This is a genomic window from Ruegeria sp. HKCCA5763, from assembly GCF_013034545.1.
Taxonomy (GTDB): domain Bacteria; phylum Pseudomonadota; class Alphaproteobacteria; order Rhodobacterales; family Rhodobacteraceae; genus Ruegeria.
The window spans coordinates 24,069-39,147 of record NZ_WQGF01000021.1; the positions used below are offsets into that span (position 1 = coordinate 24,069).

General features: G+C 59.2%; 18 protein-coding genes. 10 read left to right on the forward strand and 8 right to left on the reverse strand.

What is annotated here, in order from left to right:
- Positions 1-14: 14 nt before the first annotated feature.
- From lspA to GOV89_RS21805, 4 genes are all read right to left on the reverse strand, one after another.
- A complete protein-coding gene (gene lspA / locus GOV89_RS21790) occupies positions 15-491 on the reverse strand; it encodes a signal peptidase II (protein ID WP_171178183.1) in 477 nt (158 codons plus the stop codon).
- Positions 491-2,080 (reverse strand): bifunctional phosphoribosylaminoimidazolecarboxamide formyltransferase/IMP cyclohydrolase, encoded by a 1,590-nt coding sequence (purH, locus tag GOV89_RS21795; protein ID WP_171178185.1) that lies wholly within the window; start codon positions 2,078-2,080, stop codon positions 491-493. The genes lspA and purH overlap by 1 nt, the downstream gene beginning before the upstream one ends.
- 22 nt (positions 2,081-2,102) lie before the next feature.
- Positions 2,103-3,842, reverse strand: coding sequence for a heparinase II/III family protein (locus GOV89_RS21800; protein WP_171178187.1), 1,740 nt, complete (start codon positions 3,840-3,842; stop codon positions 2,103-2,105).
- A 90-nt stretch (positions 3,843-3,932) separates the two neighbouring features.
- The gene (locus tag GOV89_RS21805) at positions 3,933-5,192 is read right to left on the reverse strand and encodes an RsmB/NOP family class I SAM-dependent RNA methyltransferase (protein WP_171178190.1); all 1,260 of its coding nucleotides are present in this window, start codon (positions 5,190-5,192) and stop codon (positions 3,933-3,935) included.
- 88 nt (positions 5,193-5,280) lie between these two features.
- Here GOV89_RS21805 and GOV89_RS21810 point away from each other — a divergent pair, with 88 nt between their 5' ends.
- Positions 5,281-5,463, forward strand: a complete 183-nt coding sequence (locus tag GOV89_RS21810; protein ID WP_171178192.1) for a DUF1674 domain-containing protein — start codon at positions 5,281-5,283, stop codon at positions 5,461-5,463.
- A gap of 4 nt (positions 5,464-5,467) precedes the next feature.
- Here the strand turns inward: GOV89_RS21810 and GOV89_RS21815 are convergent, their stop codons facing one another.
- Positions 5,468-6,322 carry a LysR family transcriptional regulator gene (locus GOV89_RS21815; RefSeq protein WP_171178194.1) on the reverse strand — a complete coding sequence of 285 codons (855 nt, stop codon included), beginning with the start codon at positions 6,320-6,322 and terminating at the stop codon, positions 5,468-5,470.
- 99 nt (positions 6,323-6,421) lie between these two features.
- On the opposite strand from GOV89_RS21815, the gene GOV89_RS21820 reads away from it, so the two are divergent.
- Genes GOV89_RS21820 through GOV89_RS23150 form a run of 3 tightly spaced genes read left to right on the forward strand, consistent with a single transcriptional unit; the run spans position 6,422 to position 8,810 of the window.
- On the forward strand, positions 6,422-7,558 hold the full coding sequence (locus GOV89_RS21820; protein ID WP_171178204.1) for a TauD/TfdA family dioxygenase: 1,137 nt from the start codon (positions 6,422-6,424) through the stop codon (positions 7,556-7,558).
- Positions 7,555-8,145 (forward strand): HD domain-containing protein, encoded by a 591-nt coding sequence (locus GOV89_RS21825; protein WP_171178206.1) that lies wholly within the window; start codon positions 7,555-7,557, stop codon positions 8,143-8,145. Before GOV89_RS21820 ends, GOV89_RS21825 begins: the two co-directional genes overlap by 4 nt.
- The gene (locus GOV89_RS23150; RefSeq protein ID WP_171178208.1) at positions 8,142-8,810 is read left to right on the forward strand and encodes an ureidoglycolate lyase; all 669 of its coding nucleotides are present in this window, start codon (positions 8,142-8,144) and stop codon (positions 8,808-8,810) included. The genes GOV89_RS21825 and GOV89_RS23150 overlap by 4 nt, the downstream gene beginning before the upstream one ends.
- On the opposite strand, the gene GOV89_RS21835 is transcribed toward GOV89_RS23150, so the two are convergent.
- Positions 8,797-9,480: a DUF2306 domain-containing protein gene (locus tag GOV89_RS21835; RefSeq protein ID WP_171178210.1), complete on the reverse strand. Its 684-nt coding sequence runs from the start codon at positions 9,478-9,480 to the stop codon at positions 8,797-8,799. The two genes, GOV89_RS23150 and GOV89_RS21835, sit on opposite strands and share 14 nt — an antisense overlap.
- A 39-nt stretch (positions 9,481-9,519) precedes the next feature.
- Entirely contained in the window at positions 9,520-10,329 is an 810-nt protein-coding gene (gene dapB, locus GOV89_RS21840) for a 4-hydroxy-tetrahydrodipicolinate reductase (RefSeq protein ID WP_171178212.1), read from the reverse strand.
- A 91-nt stretch (positions 10,330-10,420) separates the two neighbouring features.
- Between dapB and rbfA the strand changes: the two genes are divergently transcribed.
- The 6 genes from rbfA to rpsO all read left to right on the forward strand — a co-directional run bounded on the left by rbfA (position 10,421) and on the right by rpsO (position 14,560).
- Entirely contained in the window at positions 10,421-10,816 is a 396-nt protein-coding gene (gene rbfA / locus GOV89_RS21845; RefSeq protein ID WP_171093264.1) for a 30S ribosome-binding factor RbfA, read from the forward strand.
- Positions 10,813-11,556 carry a phosphodiester glycosidase family protein gene (locus tag GOV89_RS21850; RefSeq protein WP_171178214.1) on the forward strand — a complete coding sequence of 248 codons (744 nt, stop codon included), beginning with the start codon at positions 10,813-10,815 and terminating at the stop codon, positions 11,554-11,556. The genes rbfA and GOV89_RS21850 overlap by 4 nt, the downstream gene beginning before the upstream one ends.
- 54 nt (positions 11,557-11,610) lie before the next feature.
- Positions 11,611-12,516 carry a tRNA pseudouridine(55) synthase TruB gene (gene truB / locus GOV89_RS21855; RefSeq protein WP_171178217.1) on the forward strand — a complete coding sequence of 302 codons (906 nt, stop codon included), beginning with the start codon at positions 11,611-11,613 and terminating at the stop codon, positions 12,514-12,516.
- 21 nt (positions 12,517-12,537) lie between these two features.
- Entirely contained in the window at positions 12,538-13,041 is a 504-nt protein-coding gene (locus GOV89_RS21860) for a DUF1643 domain-containing protein (RefSeq protein WP_171178220.1), read from the forward strand.
- Between the two features lie 92 nt (positions 13,042-13,133).
- Positions 13,134-14,147: a calcium-binding protein gene (locus tag GOV89_RS21865; RefSeq protein ID WP_171178222.1), complete on the forward strand. Its 1,014-nt coding sequence runs from the start codon at positions 13,134-13,136 to the stop codon at positions 14,145-14,147.
- 143 nt (positions 14,148-14,290) lie between these two features.
- Positions 14,291-14,560 (forward strand): 30S ribosomal protein S15, encoded by a 270-nt coding sequence (gene rpsO / locus GOV89_RS21870; protein ID WP_171239078.1) that lies wholly within the window; start codon positions 14,291-14,293, stop codon positions 14,558-14,560.
- 267 nt (positions 14,561-14,827) lie between these two features.
- Here the strand turns inward: rpsO and GOV89_RS22730 are convergent.
- A partial coding sequence (locus GOV89_RS22730) for a hypothetical protein (RefSeq protein WP_217352191.1) occupies positions 14,828-15,079 on the reverse strand: 252 nt, incomplete at its 5' end.

The following is a 15,079-nucleotide window of genomic DNA, read 5'->3' on the forward strand; positions in this document are numbered from 1 at the left end:
TATAATTCGGCGCGTCACGAGGGCTTTTTGCTGTCGAACAGAACCAGCCCCAAAGCGCCTGCAAATATGAACACATCCGCAAGGTTGAACACAAACGGGTTGTTGATGCCGCAACATGACATGTTCAGGAAATCCAGAACATAGCCGTATAACAGCCGATCCACCACGTTTCCAAGCGCGCCGCCTATCAACAGACCTGCGCAGAAGAGCATGAGTTTTGATGCGGCTATACGGCTGAGCCAGATAAGAACGCCGACACAGATCGCAATCGAAATACCGATCAGCACCCAACGCGCGGAGTCGGAATTCCCCTGAAACAGACCGAAATTGATACCGCGATTCTCACCGTATTTGAAAACCAGCAGCGGTGGCAGAACATCAATGCCACCTGGTTTCTCGGCCACGCGCATGACATGGACGACCAGATACTTGCTGATCTGGTCGATCGCAAAGGCGGCCAGCGCCGCCCAGAGAAGCAGGCGTGACTGCATCAGTGACGGAAGTGCCGCATGCCGGTAAAGACCATGGCCAAACCGGCCTCATCCGCTGCGGCAATCACTTCGTCATCGCGCATGGATCCACCGGGTTGGATGACGCAGGTTGCACCGGCCTCAGCCGCTTCCATAAGACCGTCGGGGAAAGGGAAGAAGGCATCCGAGGCGACAGCCGATCCAATGGTCAGCGGCTGCGGCAGTCCCAGCACATCTGCCATGCGTTCAGCTTTCTTGGCGGCGATCAGGGCCGAGTCCACGCGGCTCATCTGACCCGCACCCACGCCCACGGTTGAACCGTCTTTGACGTAGACGATGGCGTTGGATTTGACGTGCTTCGCCACTTTCCATGCAAACAGCAGATCACGCATCTGCTCATCAGTCGGGGCTTTCTTGGTCACGACCTTCAGGTCGTCCATGCCGACAAAACCGTTGTCCTTGTCTTGAACCAGCAAACCACCGGCCACCTGACGTACTGTTTTGCCACCGGCCGATACATCTGGCAGACCGTCGGTCGTCAGCAAGCGCAAATTCTTTTTGGCCGCAAAGATCGCCTTGGCCTCATCCGATGCTCCGGGGGCAATCACGACCTCGGTGAAAATCCCGGTGATCTCTTGCGCAGTTTCCGCATCCAACGGCTGGTTCAATGCCACGATCCCACCAAAGGCCGAGGTGCGGTCGCAGTCAAACGCCGCCTTATAAGCCTCAAGCAACGTCCCGCCCGTGGCCACACCGCAAGGGTTGGCATGTTTGATGATCGCGCAAGCCGCGCCCTGAGTGGGGTCGAACTCAGCGACCAGCTCAAACGCGGCGTCGGTGTCGTTGATGTTGTTGTAGCTCAGTTCCTTGCCCTGATGCTGCACGGCAGTGGCCACACCCGGGCGGTTGGTGCCATCGGTATAGAACGCAGCCTGTTGATGGCTGTTCTCGCCATAACGCAGAGTCTGTTTCAACTCTCCTGCAAAGGCGCGACGCTTAGGGGCCTCCAGCTGCAGAGCGTCGGCCATCCAGTTCGAGACTGCCGTGTCGTAGGCCGCCGTGCGGGCATACGCCTTTTGGGCAAGCCACTGGCGGAAACCATACGACGTCTTGCCGTAGTTCTCTTCCAACTGGTCCAGCAAAGAGGAGTAATCTTCAACATCCACCACTACGTTTACAAAGGCGTGGTTCTTGGACGCCGCACGGATCATCGCCGGGCCACCGATATCGATATTCTCGATGCATTCATCATAGCCCGCACCTTTGGCGACCGTGGCTTCGAACGGGTAGAGGTTCACCACCAGCAGATCGATCGCGCCAATACCATGTTCGTCCATTGCCGCGACATGGGTGTCGTTGTCACGCAGCGCCAACAGGCCACCATGCACCATCGGGTGCAGGGTCTTGACTCGGCCGTCCATCATTTCGGGAAAACCGGTGATCTCGCTGACATCCTTTACCTCAAGCCCAGCATCGCGCAGCGCCTTGGCCGTACCGCCGGTCGACAGCAGCTCGACCCCGCGCTCGGCCAACGCCTTGCCCAGCTCAATCAGCCCGGTTTTGTCGGATACGGAAAGCAGCGCGCGGCGCACGGGGTGAAGATCGGTCATGGGTCCAAAGGTCCTTTTGGCGTCAGTCGAATTCTGGCTCGTCCCGGTGCGTATCGCGCACGGCATAGGCTGTGTCCTGTGCCTTGCTCAGCGTCCACCGGATGCGGGTCGCATACTCCATTGCGCGGCCAGATAGAACGATCTGTTTTGTCGCGCGCGGCTTTAAACGCCCCTTTTCAAGGTAAACGCTTGGCTCGACGGACAATTTTCCAATGCCATCATGGCGGAAAACCCAGATTTCGCCGCTTTTAAGGGCCATGGACACCGCCGCCCCGCCCAAATCCAGCGCCGCATCCACGTCCGGATGCAGGTGAAAACGGATATCATACCCGATCCCCTTGAGCCCTGAAGCGTCCATAGCCTTGTCGAACTGGCGCTTTGCCTTGTCGGTCGCAGTCAGCAGAATATCCTCGACTGCAAGTTCGCGCCCATCAAATCGCAACTCAAAGGTCCGCGCATGAGTCAGGCCGAACACTTTGGCATACCCGTCATGACCAGCCATGAAGCGGACACCCTCAAACGCGTCTTCGAAATCGACAGGCACATCCTGCGGCGCATCCACCAACGCCTGACTTTCGCGGCCCGGCAATGGATTTGCCAGCCGCGCGCTGGAAAACCCATCCAGACACAAGGTTGAATGCGACGGCGTCGCCCGCCCTGCGCGGCGCCATTCCAGGCCAAAACTGGCCCCTGATCCGCAATTCACGATCAACGGCCGCCGGCCCGAGGTCAGTTCGAATGCCAATGTGGACGCGTGCGCGTTGAACGAAGCGGCACCTTTGGGCGGCGCACTGGCATCTACAATCACAGTGGTGCGTGCAGCAGACAAGCGCGCGTAGCCCATAGGCAATTCGGTCGCTGCCTTATGCTTGACGCCACTTTGTGCCAAGGCCTGTTCCAGACGCCCCTCGACTCCGCGTCCACCACCGTGGAATCGTGCCAAAGCGCCATCCGCATGGCGGAGGCTGCGCAAGGTCGGTGCAATCCGCTTGATTGCATTGACCTGCGCGACGGGCGCACCGCGCCCCAGATCGTTCAGCGCCGCGGTTGTCCAACTGAGCAGTGTGAAAACTTCCAGCAACTCCTCCGGGTTGCGCGTGGGGATCCCCCCCTGCGCGTCCACCTGACGATCGCATTCGCTGGCAAGAGCCCGCAGGGCAGGATCGGCCATCTGCTCCAACCCTTCCAACGCCAAACCGGCTTGTACCAATCCGGCCAGAGCCTCGAATCGGGGTAGGCCCGGCGTCGCCGCCGGCCAGCGTTTGGACAGGAACCATGTCTGTTGTGCCAGCGAGCGGAAGAACAGCCTGCTTTGCTTTTCATCCACCCCACGCAGCAGAAAGATCGCGTGGTTGATCCAGCGCATGACCCGCCGACCAGTCAGGTCAGGCACCCAACCGGGGCCCTGCCCGCGACCATGCGCTTCGATCCAGCCCCAGACCCAGCGTTGCGCCTTTTCCCGCGCGCGCATGTCTCCGACTGCGGCCAGATCATCCAGCCACGCAAAGCCGTGGCGTTCATCATCGAAACCTGCGCTGGGGGCGACGACGTCCCAGAGCCCGGTATCTTCGGCCTCGACCAGATATCCGGCAAACAAGAGGTTTCCGGCAACCAATTGCCGTCCACGTGCGAACGACCCGACAGTGCGCGGATCGGGCTGTGCGACAAATCCCGTGACCGCCTTTTGCCGCTGGCTCAGGCGCGCGTAGAAACGGTTCTGAAACCGCATCCATCGACTGGTCATGGTGTCCGAGTTCGACATGTCTCGCGTTACTCTGCCCCTTGCGCTCTGCTGGCGCTTGAGACCCAACGATAGACCGCGTCGATCGTCAAGTCATCGAAAAGCGTGCGCTTAGGCGGATTTGTTCAGACAGGCGATATAGAACCCGTCCATACCACCCTGATCCGCCCAATAATCGGGCCGCAGCCGCAGACCGCCTTCTTCCGTCATCCAATCCGTATCAACACCCGCTATGTTCACTGCGTCGCGATCCACGCTCATGTCCGGATACATCTCAAGCGCCTCTTCAATCTGCACTTCGCCTTCGTCCGGCAACAATGAACAGGTGCAATAAACCAAACGCCCACCGGGTTTCAGCAAACCCCATGCATGGGCCAACATCTGCGTCTGAAGCTCGATCAAACCGCCGAATTCGGACCCATCCTTGGCAAAGGGCAAATCCGGGTGCCGCCGGATCGTACCTGTGGCCGAACACGGCGCGTCCAGCAGGATCGCGTCATACTGACCTTCATGTTCCAGCGCATCCCCGACAATGACCTTCGCCGTCAGACCCGTCCTTTGCAGGTTTTCGCGCACCCGCTCCATCCGAGCTTCTGAAACATCCAACGCCGTAACGTCCGCTCCTGCCGCAGCCAATTGCATCGTTTTGCCACCGGGAGCAGCGCAAAGGTCCAAAACCGTCTCGCCCGCTTTGGGTGCCAGAACGCGAACGGGCAAAGCCGCCGCCGCATCCTGCACCCACCAGTCCCCGGCTTTGTATCCCGGTAGGGTCGAAACCTGACCGGCATCCTGCAGACGAATTGAGCCTGTCGGCAGCACATCGCCCGAGGGACCTATCCCCCCCCGCTTCACGGTAAGATCAAGCGGTGCACCTGCGAAATGCGCCTGCTCCATCCCGGCCACGGCATCCGCGCCCCACGCCATAGTCAGGGGATTGCGAAGCCATTCCGGCAAGCGCGGGACTCGCATTTTGGGCCAGGCTTCAGGGCCTTCGGCTGCCACTTTGCGCAGAACCGCATTCACCAGGCCCTTAAGACGCCCGTGCTTGCGCGAGCGGCTAATGATCTCGACCAAAGAATTCACCACACCATGCGCGGCTTCTCCGTTACAAAGCTCGACTGTGCCCAGCCTAAGCGCGTTATGGACTGTTAGGGCGGGTGTGCGGTTCAAGTGATTGTCCAACAACCTGTCGGCGCGTTCCAGGCCGCGCAAGGTCTCTGACGCCAACCGTTGAGCCCGCGCGCGATCTTCGGGACCCAGCCGGTCCAATGCACCCGCTGCGAGACATTCGGACAACAGGCGACCCTCACCCAGAACCTGATCGAGCAGATAGATTGCGCTGCGCCGTGCTGCTGTTGCGCTGTTTGCCATGGTACCGCCTTACTGTGACTTGCGCCCGCATTGCCAATGGCGGACGCGGGCGTATATCAAGACACAGCACGGAAAGGAACCCGATGTCATGAGTGACGACCGCAAAGATTTGCCCCCCGCCGCCCGGCGCGCGCTGGCCGAAGCGGAAGAACGCCGACGCAAGTCCGAAGCCGAAGCCAAGGCGTTGCCCAAAGAACTGGGCGGGCGCGACGGACCTGACCCCGCCCGCTATGGTGATTGGGAAAAGAAAGGCATCGCCATTGATTTCTAGGCGCTCAGCCGCGCAGTGCCTTGAGGAAGTCGCCTATCAAAGCGCGCTGTTTCTTGGATGTCGCCCGGTCTTCGGGCCATGTCAGCCAGTACCCTTCTTTTGTTTGCAGCTCAGGTTGGTCCAGTCTGCGCAGCCGCCGCTCTTGAAGATCGGCAGAAGCCAGCGGAACTGACCCCAACACCACACCAAGGCCGCGCCGCGCCGCCGAGATTGCGTGCTCCATTGAATCAAAACTGATTTGGGAAGTCGGTACATCCTTCTTATCGCATTTCTGACACCATTCCCGCCACCCCGGGCGCTCACCACGCAGATCGATCAAAGGCGCACCCCATTCAACGTCGGGGGCCGCCATGGGCACAAGAACCTCGCGCGCGATCAAGGCCGCATCGCGCCCGGCCCACATACCGCGGCCATATCGGATTTGCAGCCAGGTCCGTTCTTCATCCAACGAAGACCGACGTGCGACCGAGTCGGTCATCACCTGCACTTTGGGTCTCAACTGGTGAAAGACAGGTAGAGCAGGCAGTACCAGCGCATGAATATTGGATGACAACCCGGCCACCCGCAACTCACGCGGGGACTTGCCGAACAGATCCTCTGTGTTGCGCTCCAACGCCTGCAGGCTGTCTTGCACCAAAGGCAAATAGCTCTCGCCTTCTACCGTCAGCGACACACCCCGCGCTTCGCGCACGAACAGGGATCGGCCCAACCAAGCCTCAAGGTTTCCGATCCGCTGGCTGACAGCGGCCTGCGTCAAACCAAACTCTTTGGCCGCAGCCGAGAACCCGCCCAAACGCCCTGCGGCCTCGAACACGCGCAGCCAGTCCAGCGGCGGTAATCCCACCTTTTTCTTAGCCATAAGATTTTCCAAGCCTCAGACGAAATAAGGATTAATTGTCGTAATGCCATGAACGGCGTATCTGCTCAACCAAAGCTCGCGCCGAACAGGAGATCCCCAATGCTGCGCACCGCTACTCATGACACCAACGTCGTGACCGTGACTTTCACCGACGATAGCCAAGCCCGCTTTCACGCCATCTGGCTGCGTGACAACGCGCTGGACCCGGACACCCGCGCGCCCGGCAACGGTCAGCGCCTGATCACTATCGGGGACATCCCCGCCAACATTTCGGTCAGCGCTGCCGATGTGTTGAACGGCGACCTCGTGATCACCTTCCAGCCCGAGGGCAAGACAGTGACCTTCCCTGCCGACTGGCTGGCCGATCACAGTTATGACAGCGCACAAGCCGCCGAGTTCGGCCGCATCGCCACCGGTATCACCACCTGGGAACGTGGCATCGACGCCCCCAGCGGAGATTGGAACGAGGTCCACGCCAGCCCGGTTGCTAAGCGCAATTGGCTAGCGGCGGTGGCCGAGTTAGGGTTTGCCAAGCTGACAGGCGGCCCAACCGAACCGGAATCGCTGCTGAAGGTGGCCGATCTGTTTGGCTATGTCCGCGAGACCAATTATGGCCCCTATTTCGAAGTGCGGACCGAGGTGAACCCCACCAACCTCGCCTATACCGGGCTTGGGTTGCAGGCCCATACCGATAACCCCTACCGCGACCCGGTGCCGACGCTGCAAATTCTGTATTGTCTGGAGAATTCAGCCGAAGGCGGTGACAGCATCGTGGTCGACGGCTTCCGCGCCGCCGAGAAGCTGCGCGATCAGAACCCCGAGGGTTTTGCCCTGTTGGCCGGCTTCCCGGCGCGGTTCGAATACAAGGGCTCGGACGGCGTCTGCCTGCGGTCGCGGCGCCCAATGATCGAACTGTCGCCAGATGGCGAACTGATCGGAATCCGTTTCAACAACCGCTCCTCCGCGCCGTTCGTCGATATCCCCTTTGAGAAGATGGAAGCCTATTACGCTGCCTACCGCCAATTGGGTGGAATCATCGACGACCCGGCGATGGGCGTGTCGTTCAAGCTGGAACCGGGCGAAAGCTTTATCGTCGACAACACACGCGTGCTGCACGCGCGTCTGGGCTATTCCGGTGCAGGCTCACGCTGGTTGCAGGGATGCTATGCTGACAAGGATGGATTGCTGTCCACACTCGCCGCGATGGAAATAACACAACCGGAGGCGGCTGAATGAAACCCGATTTCTCGACCCTGAACAGGGACAATATCGTGGCCTTCATCGGTGACATCTTCGAACGTCGCGGCGGCGAGGAGTACTTAGGCGAACCCGTCACCATGGCCCAACATATGCTGCAAGGGGCCACCATCGCCAAGCAGAACGGCCAGCCAGAGGAAATCATCGTCGGTGCACTTCTGCACGACATCGGGCATTTTACGTCCGAATTCGGCACTTATCACCCCGACGATACCGAAGACCGCCATCACGAAGACGCAGGCGCTGAGGTACTGGAACAGTTCTTCCCCTCGGTCATCACCGATTGCTGCCGCTATCACGTGGCGGCCAAACGGTATCTTTGCGCCACCAAGCCCGAGTACTTTCAACGCCTGTCGACTGCCTCGGTCCACACGCTGGAACTGCAGGGCGGCCCGATGAGCGCGGAAGAGGTTGTCGCATTCGAATCCAACCCAAACCTGAAAGAGATCATTCAGGTTCGCTATCTGGATGAGGCCGGTAAACGCGCGGATATGGAGACCCCCGATTTCCCCTATTTTGCACCCATGGTGCAGCGCATGGTCGACAAACATCTGGGCACGTCGTGACTGCACCTGAATACATCTTCGAGGCCAGTTCCAAGCCCTCGCTACCCTGGCACGAAGTTCCTCTGATCCGCGCAACAGATCAGACGGTCAAAGGCTATGGCTGTCTGGTCGATGACCCCGAGACCTTTGAAATCGAGATAGTCCGCTGGCCGCAACAAGGTTGGCGCCCCATCGACGAAGGCACCGGCGACGAAGGCGGCTGGGTCGAAGGCACGTTCAAATGTGACTGGCGAGGCGACGTGCTGTATGGCGAGAACGAAGCCGTCAAAGGGCATTACGTTCTTGGCTGGTCCACGGATCCGCAAACCGCGCAGACGGATCGGCAAACCGCGCCCCGTGATCAGGTGTTGCTCTGGCACATGAACTATCACCCCGACGGCGGTCAGATGTTTTGGCCTTTGGACAAAAAACCCTTCATCGTCCCCGCGGCCCTGCCCGGTGACAACCTGACGCCCGACAAGGTGGTGGCGTTCTGGTGCGACGGCTCGCGTGGCCTCTATATCCACCCGGGCATCTGGCACGAGGGGATATTCCCGGTCGAAGATGACCAACGATTCCTCGACCGGCAGGGTGCAGTTCACGCACGGGTCAGCGCGGATATCGGGAAAGAGTTCGGTGTGTACCTGGCCTGCCCATTGCGCGAAGACAGGATCAAGGGCTTTTAACCAAAGCCCCTTGATGCCCTGACCCTTTGCGCACGATCCAAATCTGCACAGCCAGCAAATAGGGCACGTAGAACGCAAAGTTCTGAACCAGATCGAAAGGGCCCGAGAAGTCGGGCTCTGACCCCAGGCCGCCGGTCAGCAGATACCACAGCGTGTAATGCACCCGGTAGAGCCATGATCCCAGCGCCAGCCAGAACAGCCGCAGCCCCCAGGCCCAGTGCCCCGCGCGGTCATTGCAAAGCGCCATGCGCGCCACCATCAAGGCTGCGGTGAACAGGCAAATCCCATATAGGAAAAACGCGGCAGACATCACCGGCCCACCAATCGTGCCTCGCAAAGGGATATAAGTCATCCCCGCCATCCCGGTCACAAGAGCCAGCGCGACCAGCACAGCACCCAAGGCGCGGTGAAACCAGTTGAAGCGCTGCCGAAGGGCGCGGACCAGTTGCAGCGGCACCAGCGTTACCAACACCGTTCCGGCAAAGATATGTAGAATCATCGCCGCGTTGCCGACGCTCTGACCGTCCGCAAACAAATAGCTTTGCGCAGGCGCATCATGCGACAGGCCGACGCCGATCATACCAAACCCGTGCGCCACAAACGGCAACAGCGTCAGATAAAATAGTGCCAGCAGGACACCAGTTGCCAGACCGGAACGACGTAAACGCATAGATCAGAGCTTAGCGCCAACAATTCGGGCGTCTATGGCTTACAACCCCAGTACGTCCACCATGTCATACTGCCCGGGTGTCTTGCCTTGACCCCATAGTGCGGCCTTGAGGGCACCACGGGCAAAGATTGCACGATCACTGGCCAAATGGCGCAGGACGATGCGTTCTCCGGGGGCAGCGAACAGCACATCATGTTCACCAACGATATCGCCGCCGCGAATGGCGTGGAAGCCGATATCACCCCGCTTGCGCGCACCGGTGATGCCATCACGGCCTCGATCAGACACATCCGCCAATCTGACGCCGCGCCCCTCGGCAGCGGCCTCACCCAGCATCAGCGCTGTGCCCGAGGGCGCGTCGACCTTGTGGTGGTGGTGGCCTTCGATGATCTCGATATCGAAATCTTCATCCAATGCGGCAGCGACTTTCTTGGTCAGTTGCACCAGCAGGTTCACACCAAGGCTCATATTGCCCGCCCGCACGATCACGGCGTGGCGTGATGCCGGTTCAAGTGACGCGATTTGTTCGTCGGACATGCCCGTAGTGCCGATGACATGAACACAACGCGCCTGCGCAGCCAGAGCGGCAAATTCCAAAGTCGCTTCGGGCGCGGTGAAATCGATCACCGCCTGCGCTTGCGCAAACGCCTCCAGCGGATCATCAGTGACGGTGACGCCCAGCGCCTGACCACCCATGGCCGTGCCCACATCCTGATCGATCCAATCGTGACCCTTGCGCTCGACCACGCCAACCAGACGCGCCTGATCACTGTCGGTGACAGTCTTGATCAGCATCTGCCCCATGCGGCCCGAAGCCCCTGTGATAACGATCCCCGGAATATGGGTCATTGCGCTGGTCCTTTTCGCTAAGTCGGCTCAAAGCCTCCTACCCCGTTCGCGCCCGCTTGGCAAAGCCCCGCTTTGGGCTTAGATCGGGGATATGGCAAAGAACAAATTCCACGATGGCCCCGGCCCGTCCCAACGACAGCTGCGTGTCGGCGAACTGATACGTCGCACCCTGTCCGAAGTTCTGGCGCGCGGAGATGTCCACGACCCCGACCTGAACCGCATGTCGATCACCGTGGGTGAGGTCCGTACCTCGCCCGATCTCAAAATCGCCACGGCCTATGTGCTGCCGTTGGGCGGCAAAGGGCAAGAGGACGTGATCGACCTGCTGGCCCGCAATAAAGGTGAATTACGACGCGTGATCGGCAAGAAACTGAACCTGAAGTTCTCGCCCGATCTGCGGTTCCGTCTGGATGACACGTTTGACCGTCTGGACGACACCCGCCGCATGTTCCAGCAGGACGCGGTGCGCCGCGATCTGGACGAGTGATCCGTACTTTAACAACATTGGGCGCGATTTTGTGGGCCGCGCAAGCCTCTGCGGTTACGTGTGAAAAGGTTACTCACGACGGTCTGCGCTACACCGTCTGCGAGGTCGATGCGACTGCAGCGGATCTGCGCCTGTTTCTGAATGGTGAAGACGGCGAAGTGTTGGGGCATTTCTCATCGGTTAACGAGACGCTTGAACCCGAGGGCAAACGGCTGGCCTTTGCGATGAACGCCGGCATGTATCACGACGACCGCTCGCCCGTCGGCCATTATGTCGAAGATGGGCAGGAGCAGATGCGGGTAATCGCGAACCCCGGCCCCGGCAATTTCGGCCTGCTGCCCAATGGCGTTTTCTGCATCCGCAACGGGCGCGCCGATGTGTTCGAGACGCTGGATTTCGTGGATCAAACACCGGACTGCCGCTTTGCCACCCAATCCGGCCCGATGCTGGTGATCGACGGCGAGCTGCACCCGCGCTTTCTGCCCGATTCGACCTCGCGCTATATCCGCAACGGTGTTGGCACCAGTGCCAATGGCGCGCGGGCCGTTTTTGCGATCTCAGAAGATTATGTCACCTTCCACGAATTCGGCAGACTGTTTCGCGATGTTCTGAACACCCCAAACGCGCTGTTTCTGGACGGCAATATCTCACGAATGTATGACCGCGCAGGCAACCGTTCGGATCTGGGATTCTCGTTGGGACCGATTGTGGGTGTAGTTGAGGACATGCCTGCAAATTGACAGGGCGGGTGTGATCCGTTAACCCGCGCGCCTCAGCAAAAGGCAAGGTGCAAGATGGGACGCAAACGCAAGGGTCGCGACATTTCCGGTTGGCTGGTTGTGGACAAGCCTGCGGGCATGACCTCGACCGCTGTGGTCAACAAGGTGCGTTGGGCGATGGATGCCAAAAAGGCGGGCCATGCGGGCACACTGGACCCCGAAGCAACCGGCGTTCTGGCCGTGGCTTTGGGCGAGGCAACAAAGACCGTTCCCTATATCACCGATGCGCTGAAGGCTTACACGTTCACCGTGCGTTTGGGTCAAGCCACCAATACCGACGATGCCGAGGGCGAAGTGATCTCAAGCAGCGATGCGCGCCCTTCGGATGAGGACATCAAACAGGCGCTGACCCCGTTTTTGGGCGACATCATGCAGGTTCCGCCTAAGTTTTCTGCCGTGAAGATCGACGGCCAGCGCGCCTATAAACTGGCGCGCGATGGCGAGGATGTGGAACTGACCGCTCGGCCCCTTTGGGTCGAGGAACTGATCCTTGTCGACCGCCCCGATGAAGACCACGTGGTGTTGGAAATGACCTGCGGCAAAGGTGGCTATGTGCGCTCAATCGCGCGCGATCTGGGTGAGGCACTGGGATGCCACGGGCATGTCAAGGAACTGCGCCGCATCTGGTCCGGCCCGTTTGAGGCCGAAGATGGCCTGACCATCGAACAGATCGACGATATGGCCAAGACAACCGCGCTGGACGCGTATCTGCACCCGCTGGAAACCGGCCTGTCGGACCTGCCCGAATTGAAATGCACCCCGGAGGGCGCCACCCGCCTGCGCAACGGCAATCCCGGCATGGTGATGGCATCAGACGTCGAATACGGCGATGAAGCCTGGGCCTCGTTGGACGGCAAGGCGGTGGCTGTGGGAATCTACAAATCAGGCGAGCTGCATCCGAGCCGGGTGTTCGTCGCCTAACTCACGTGTTAGGCGGTTGGCATGATCACCCGAACACATACCAAGGGCGATGCGCCCTCGACCGCCATCTATTCCGATTGCGAGAAGTATCGCTATAGCCTGACCCGCGTCTGGGATCCAAAGGGGCAGAAGGCATTGTTTGTGATGCTGAACCCCTCGACCGCGACTGAGGCAGTAAATGACCCTACGGTGGAACGCTGCGAGCGCCGCGCGCGGGCCTTGGGGTTTGGCGCGTTTCAGGTGACCAACATCTTTGCCTGGCGCGACACTGACCCGCGCAAGATGCGCGCTGCCACTGATCCAGTGGGACCAGAAAATGACAGGGCGATTCTGGATGGCGTGGACTGGGCCGATCGGGTCATTGCCGCCTGGGGCACCCACGGCGCACATCTGGACCGTGGCCCGGCAGTTGAACAGTTGTTGCGTCAGACGGGTCAACCCCTGTTCCATTTGGGTCTGACCAAAGACGGCCACCCCAAGCACCCCCTTTACATCGCCTACACTCAACAGCCTGAGCAGTGGTGATAAAGTATTAACCCTTTCAACAACTTATCTTTGACGCTGCTGCCTGCAGAATGAGACAATCCCCTCGGAGTTTTCTGCCATCGGAGGGTGCCATGTTTCTGGCCGGATTGATCGGACTGGCCGCCATCGGCGGTGCAGCTTACGCGATGAGCGACATGCTGATCGAAGACGAGGACGTGTCAGATGACATTCCCGAAGATGAGCCGCGATCCGAAGCCGAAACCGGGGAATTCCTGGATATCGGCGAAAATGTCGAAGACCCCGTCGAAACCGAAGTCGAACCCCTGTCCACCGGTATCGTCCTTTCCGAATTCGAAGGCGATCTGGTCATTGCCGGAGAAGACGGCCCGGACATCATCACCGGAGGGGACGGCGTGGATCAGATCAACGGCTATGGCGGTGACGATACGATCCACGGGGGCCAGGGGGATGACGTCCTGCATGGCAGCGACGGGATGGATACCATCTATGGCGGGCCGGACAACGATGTCCTGCATGGCGAAGCGGATGACGACCTGCTGTTTGGCGACATGGGCGATGACGCTCTGTTCGGACATTTCGGAAACGATGTTCTGGACGGTGGTGACGGGGAAGACGAGCTTTATGGCGGTCAGGGTGACGATACTTTGGACGGCGGGGCCGGTGACGACGCATTGCAAGGCGGCTTCGGGGATGACGTTCTGGTCGGAGCGGCGGGCGAAGATGCAATCTTTGGCGGCGATGGGGACGACTTTGTGTTCGGCATCGAAGAGGGTGCGGCCGAACAGGATTTTCTGAACGGCGGGGATGGTGATGACACTATTATTGCAGGGGACGGGGATGTTGTGACAGGCGGCCAGGGCGCGGATGACATCGTGCTGAGCCCGGGAGAAGACGATGTTACCGTCATGGGCTTCCAGCCCGGCGAGGACAAACTGCTTGTCACCTGGGAAGAAGAGACTGAACCCGAAATTTCGGTAGAACGCGACAGTGACAACACCAACCTGACGCATGTGATCATCAACGGTCAGGAGGTGGCGCAGGTATACGGGGCAGAAGAATTGACTGTCGCCGATATTCAACTGATTTCAGAAGCGCAACTGGCACAGTATGGTCAGATGATCTGAGGCCGCAGATTCCCTTTGCCATTTGACAAAATTCCGCTTATACGCGCCCATCCGCATCGGAATCGGTGCGGTTTTCTCCATGGGCCTGTGCTGGACGACATCCCGGCCTGCGCCATCAACTCTAACCTTTGAAGGAGACCCCGATGTCGATCACTGCCACTGAAAAAGCACGCGTCATGCAAGAATTCGCAACCAAAGAAGGCGACACCGGTTCGCCTGAAGTACAGGTTGCCATCCTGACCTCGCGCATCAACACCCTGACCGAGCACTTCAAGACCCACAAAAAAGACAACCACGGTCGTCGCGGTCTGCTGAAAATGGTCGCCCAGCGCCGTAAGCTTCTGGACTACCTGAAAGGCAAAGAAGAAGCGCGTTACCAGGACCTGATCAAAAAGCTGGGCATCCGCCGCTAAAGTCGGACCGCACCGCTTTGAGATTTCAGACGCCCGCCACTTTGGCGGGCGTTTTTCTTTTTCTAGGGCCGCCAAGCTGCCGTTCGCTGCATTTGCGGCATGGGTCTTAAAAAATGGTAGCTATGTGCAAACAACAAACATTCATCGCCTACGGATAGCTCATATCAACTTTTGGTCGGTTTTGTTGCTGACCGGAACGCTGTTTTTTGCTGTCGCTCAAAAAAGCTATAGCTGAATAAGCGAAGGCTAACCTGACGGATCGACACTTCAAGTTGCTAATCTTGCGTCCGTTTCGACCGGTGTGTTTTTCTTTTCTAGTTCTTTCTCAATCCGTTCCAGTAGCGCTTTGGAAACTTGATTTTCGGCGTGCAAATGCATGAAACGAGACGAAAAGAACAGCCCAATTACGATAACCAAAACCGATACAATGCTGGAAACAACAGTTAGAATCCACGCTGTTGAACTAGGCTCAGGACTCATAGCCAAAAGATAACGAGTGCGGCGAGCGCGATTGCAGAG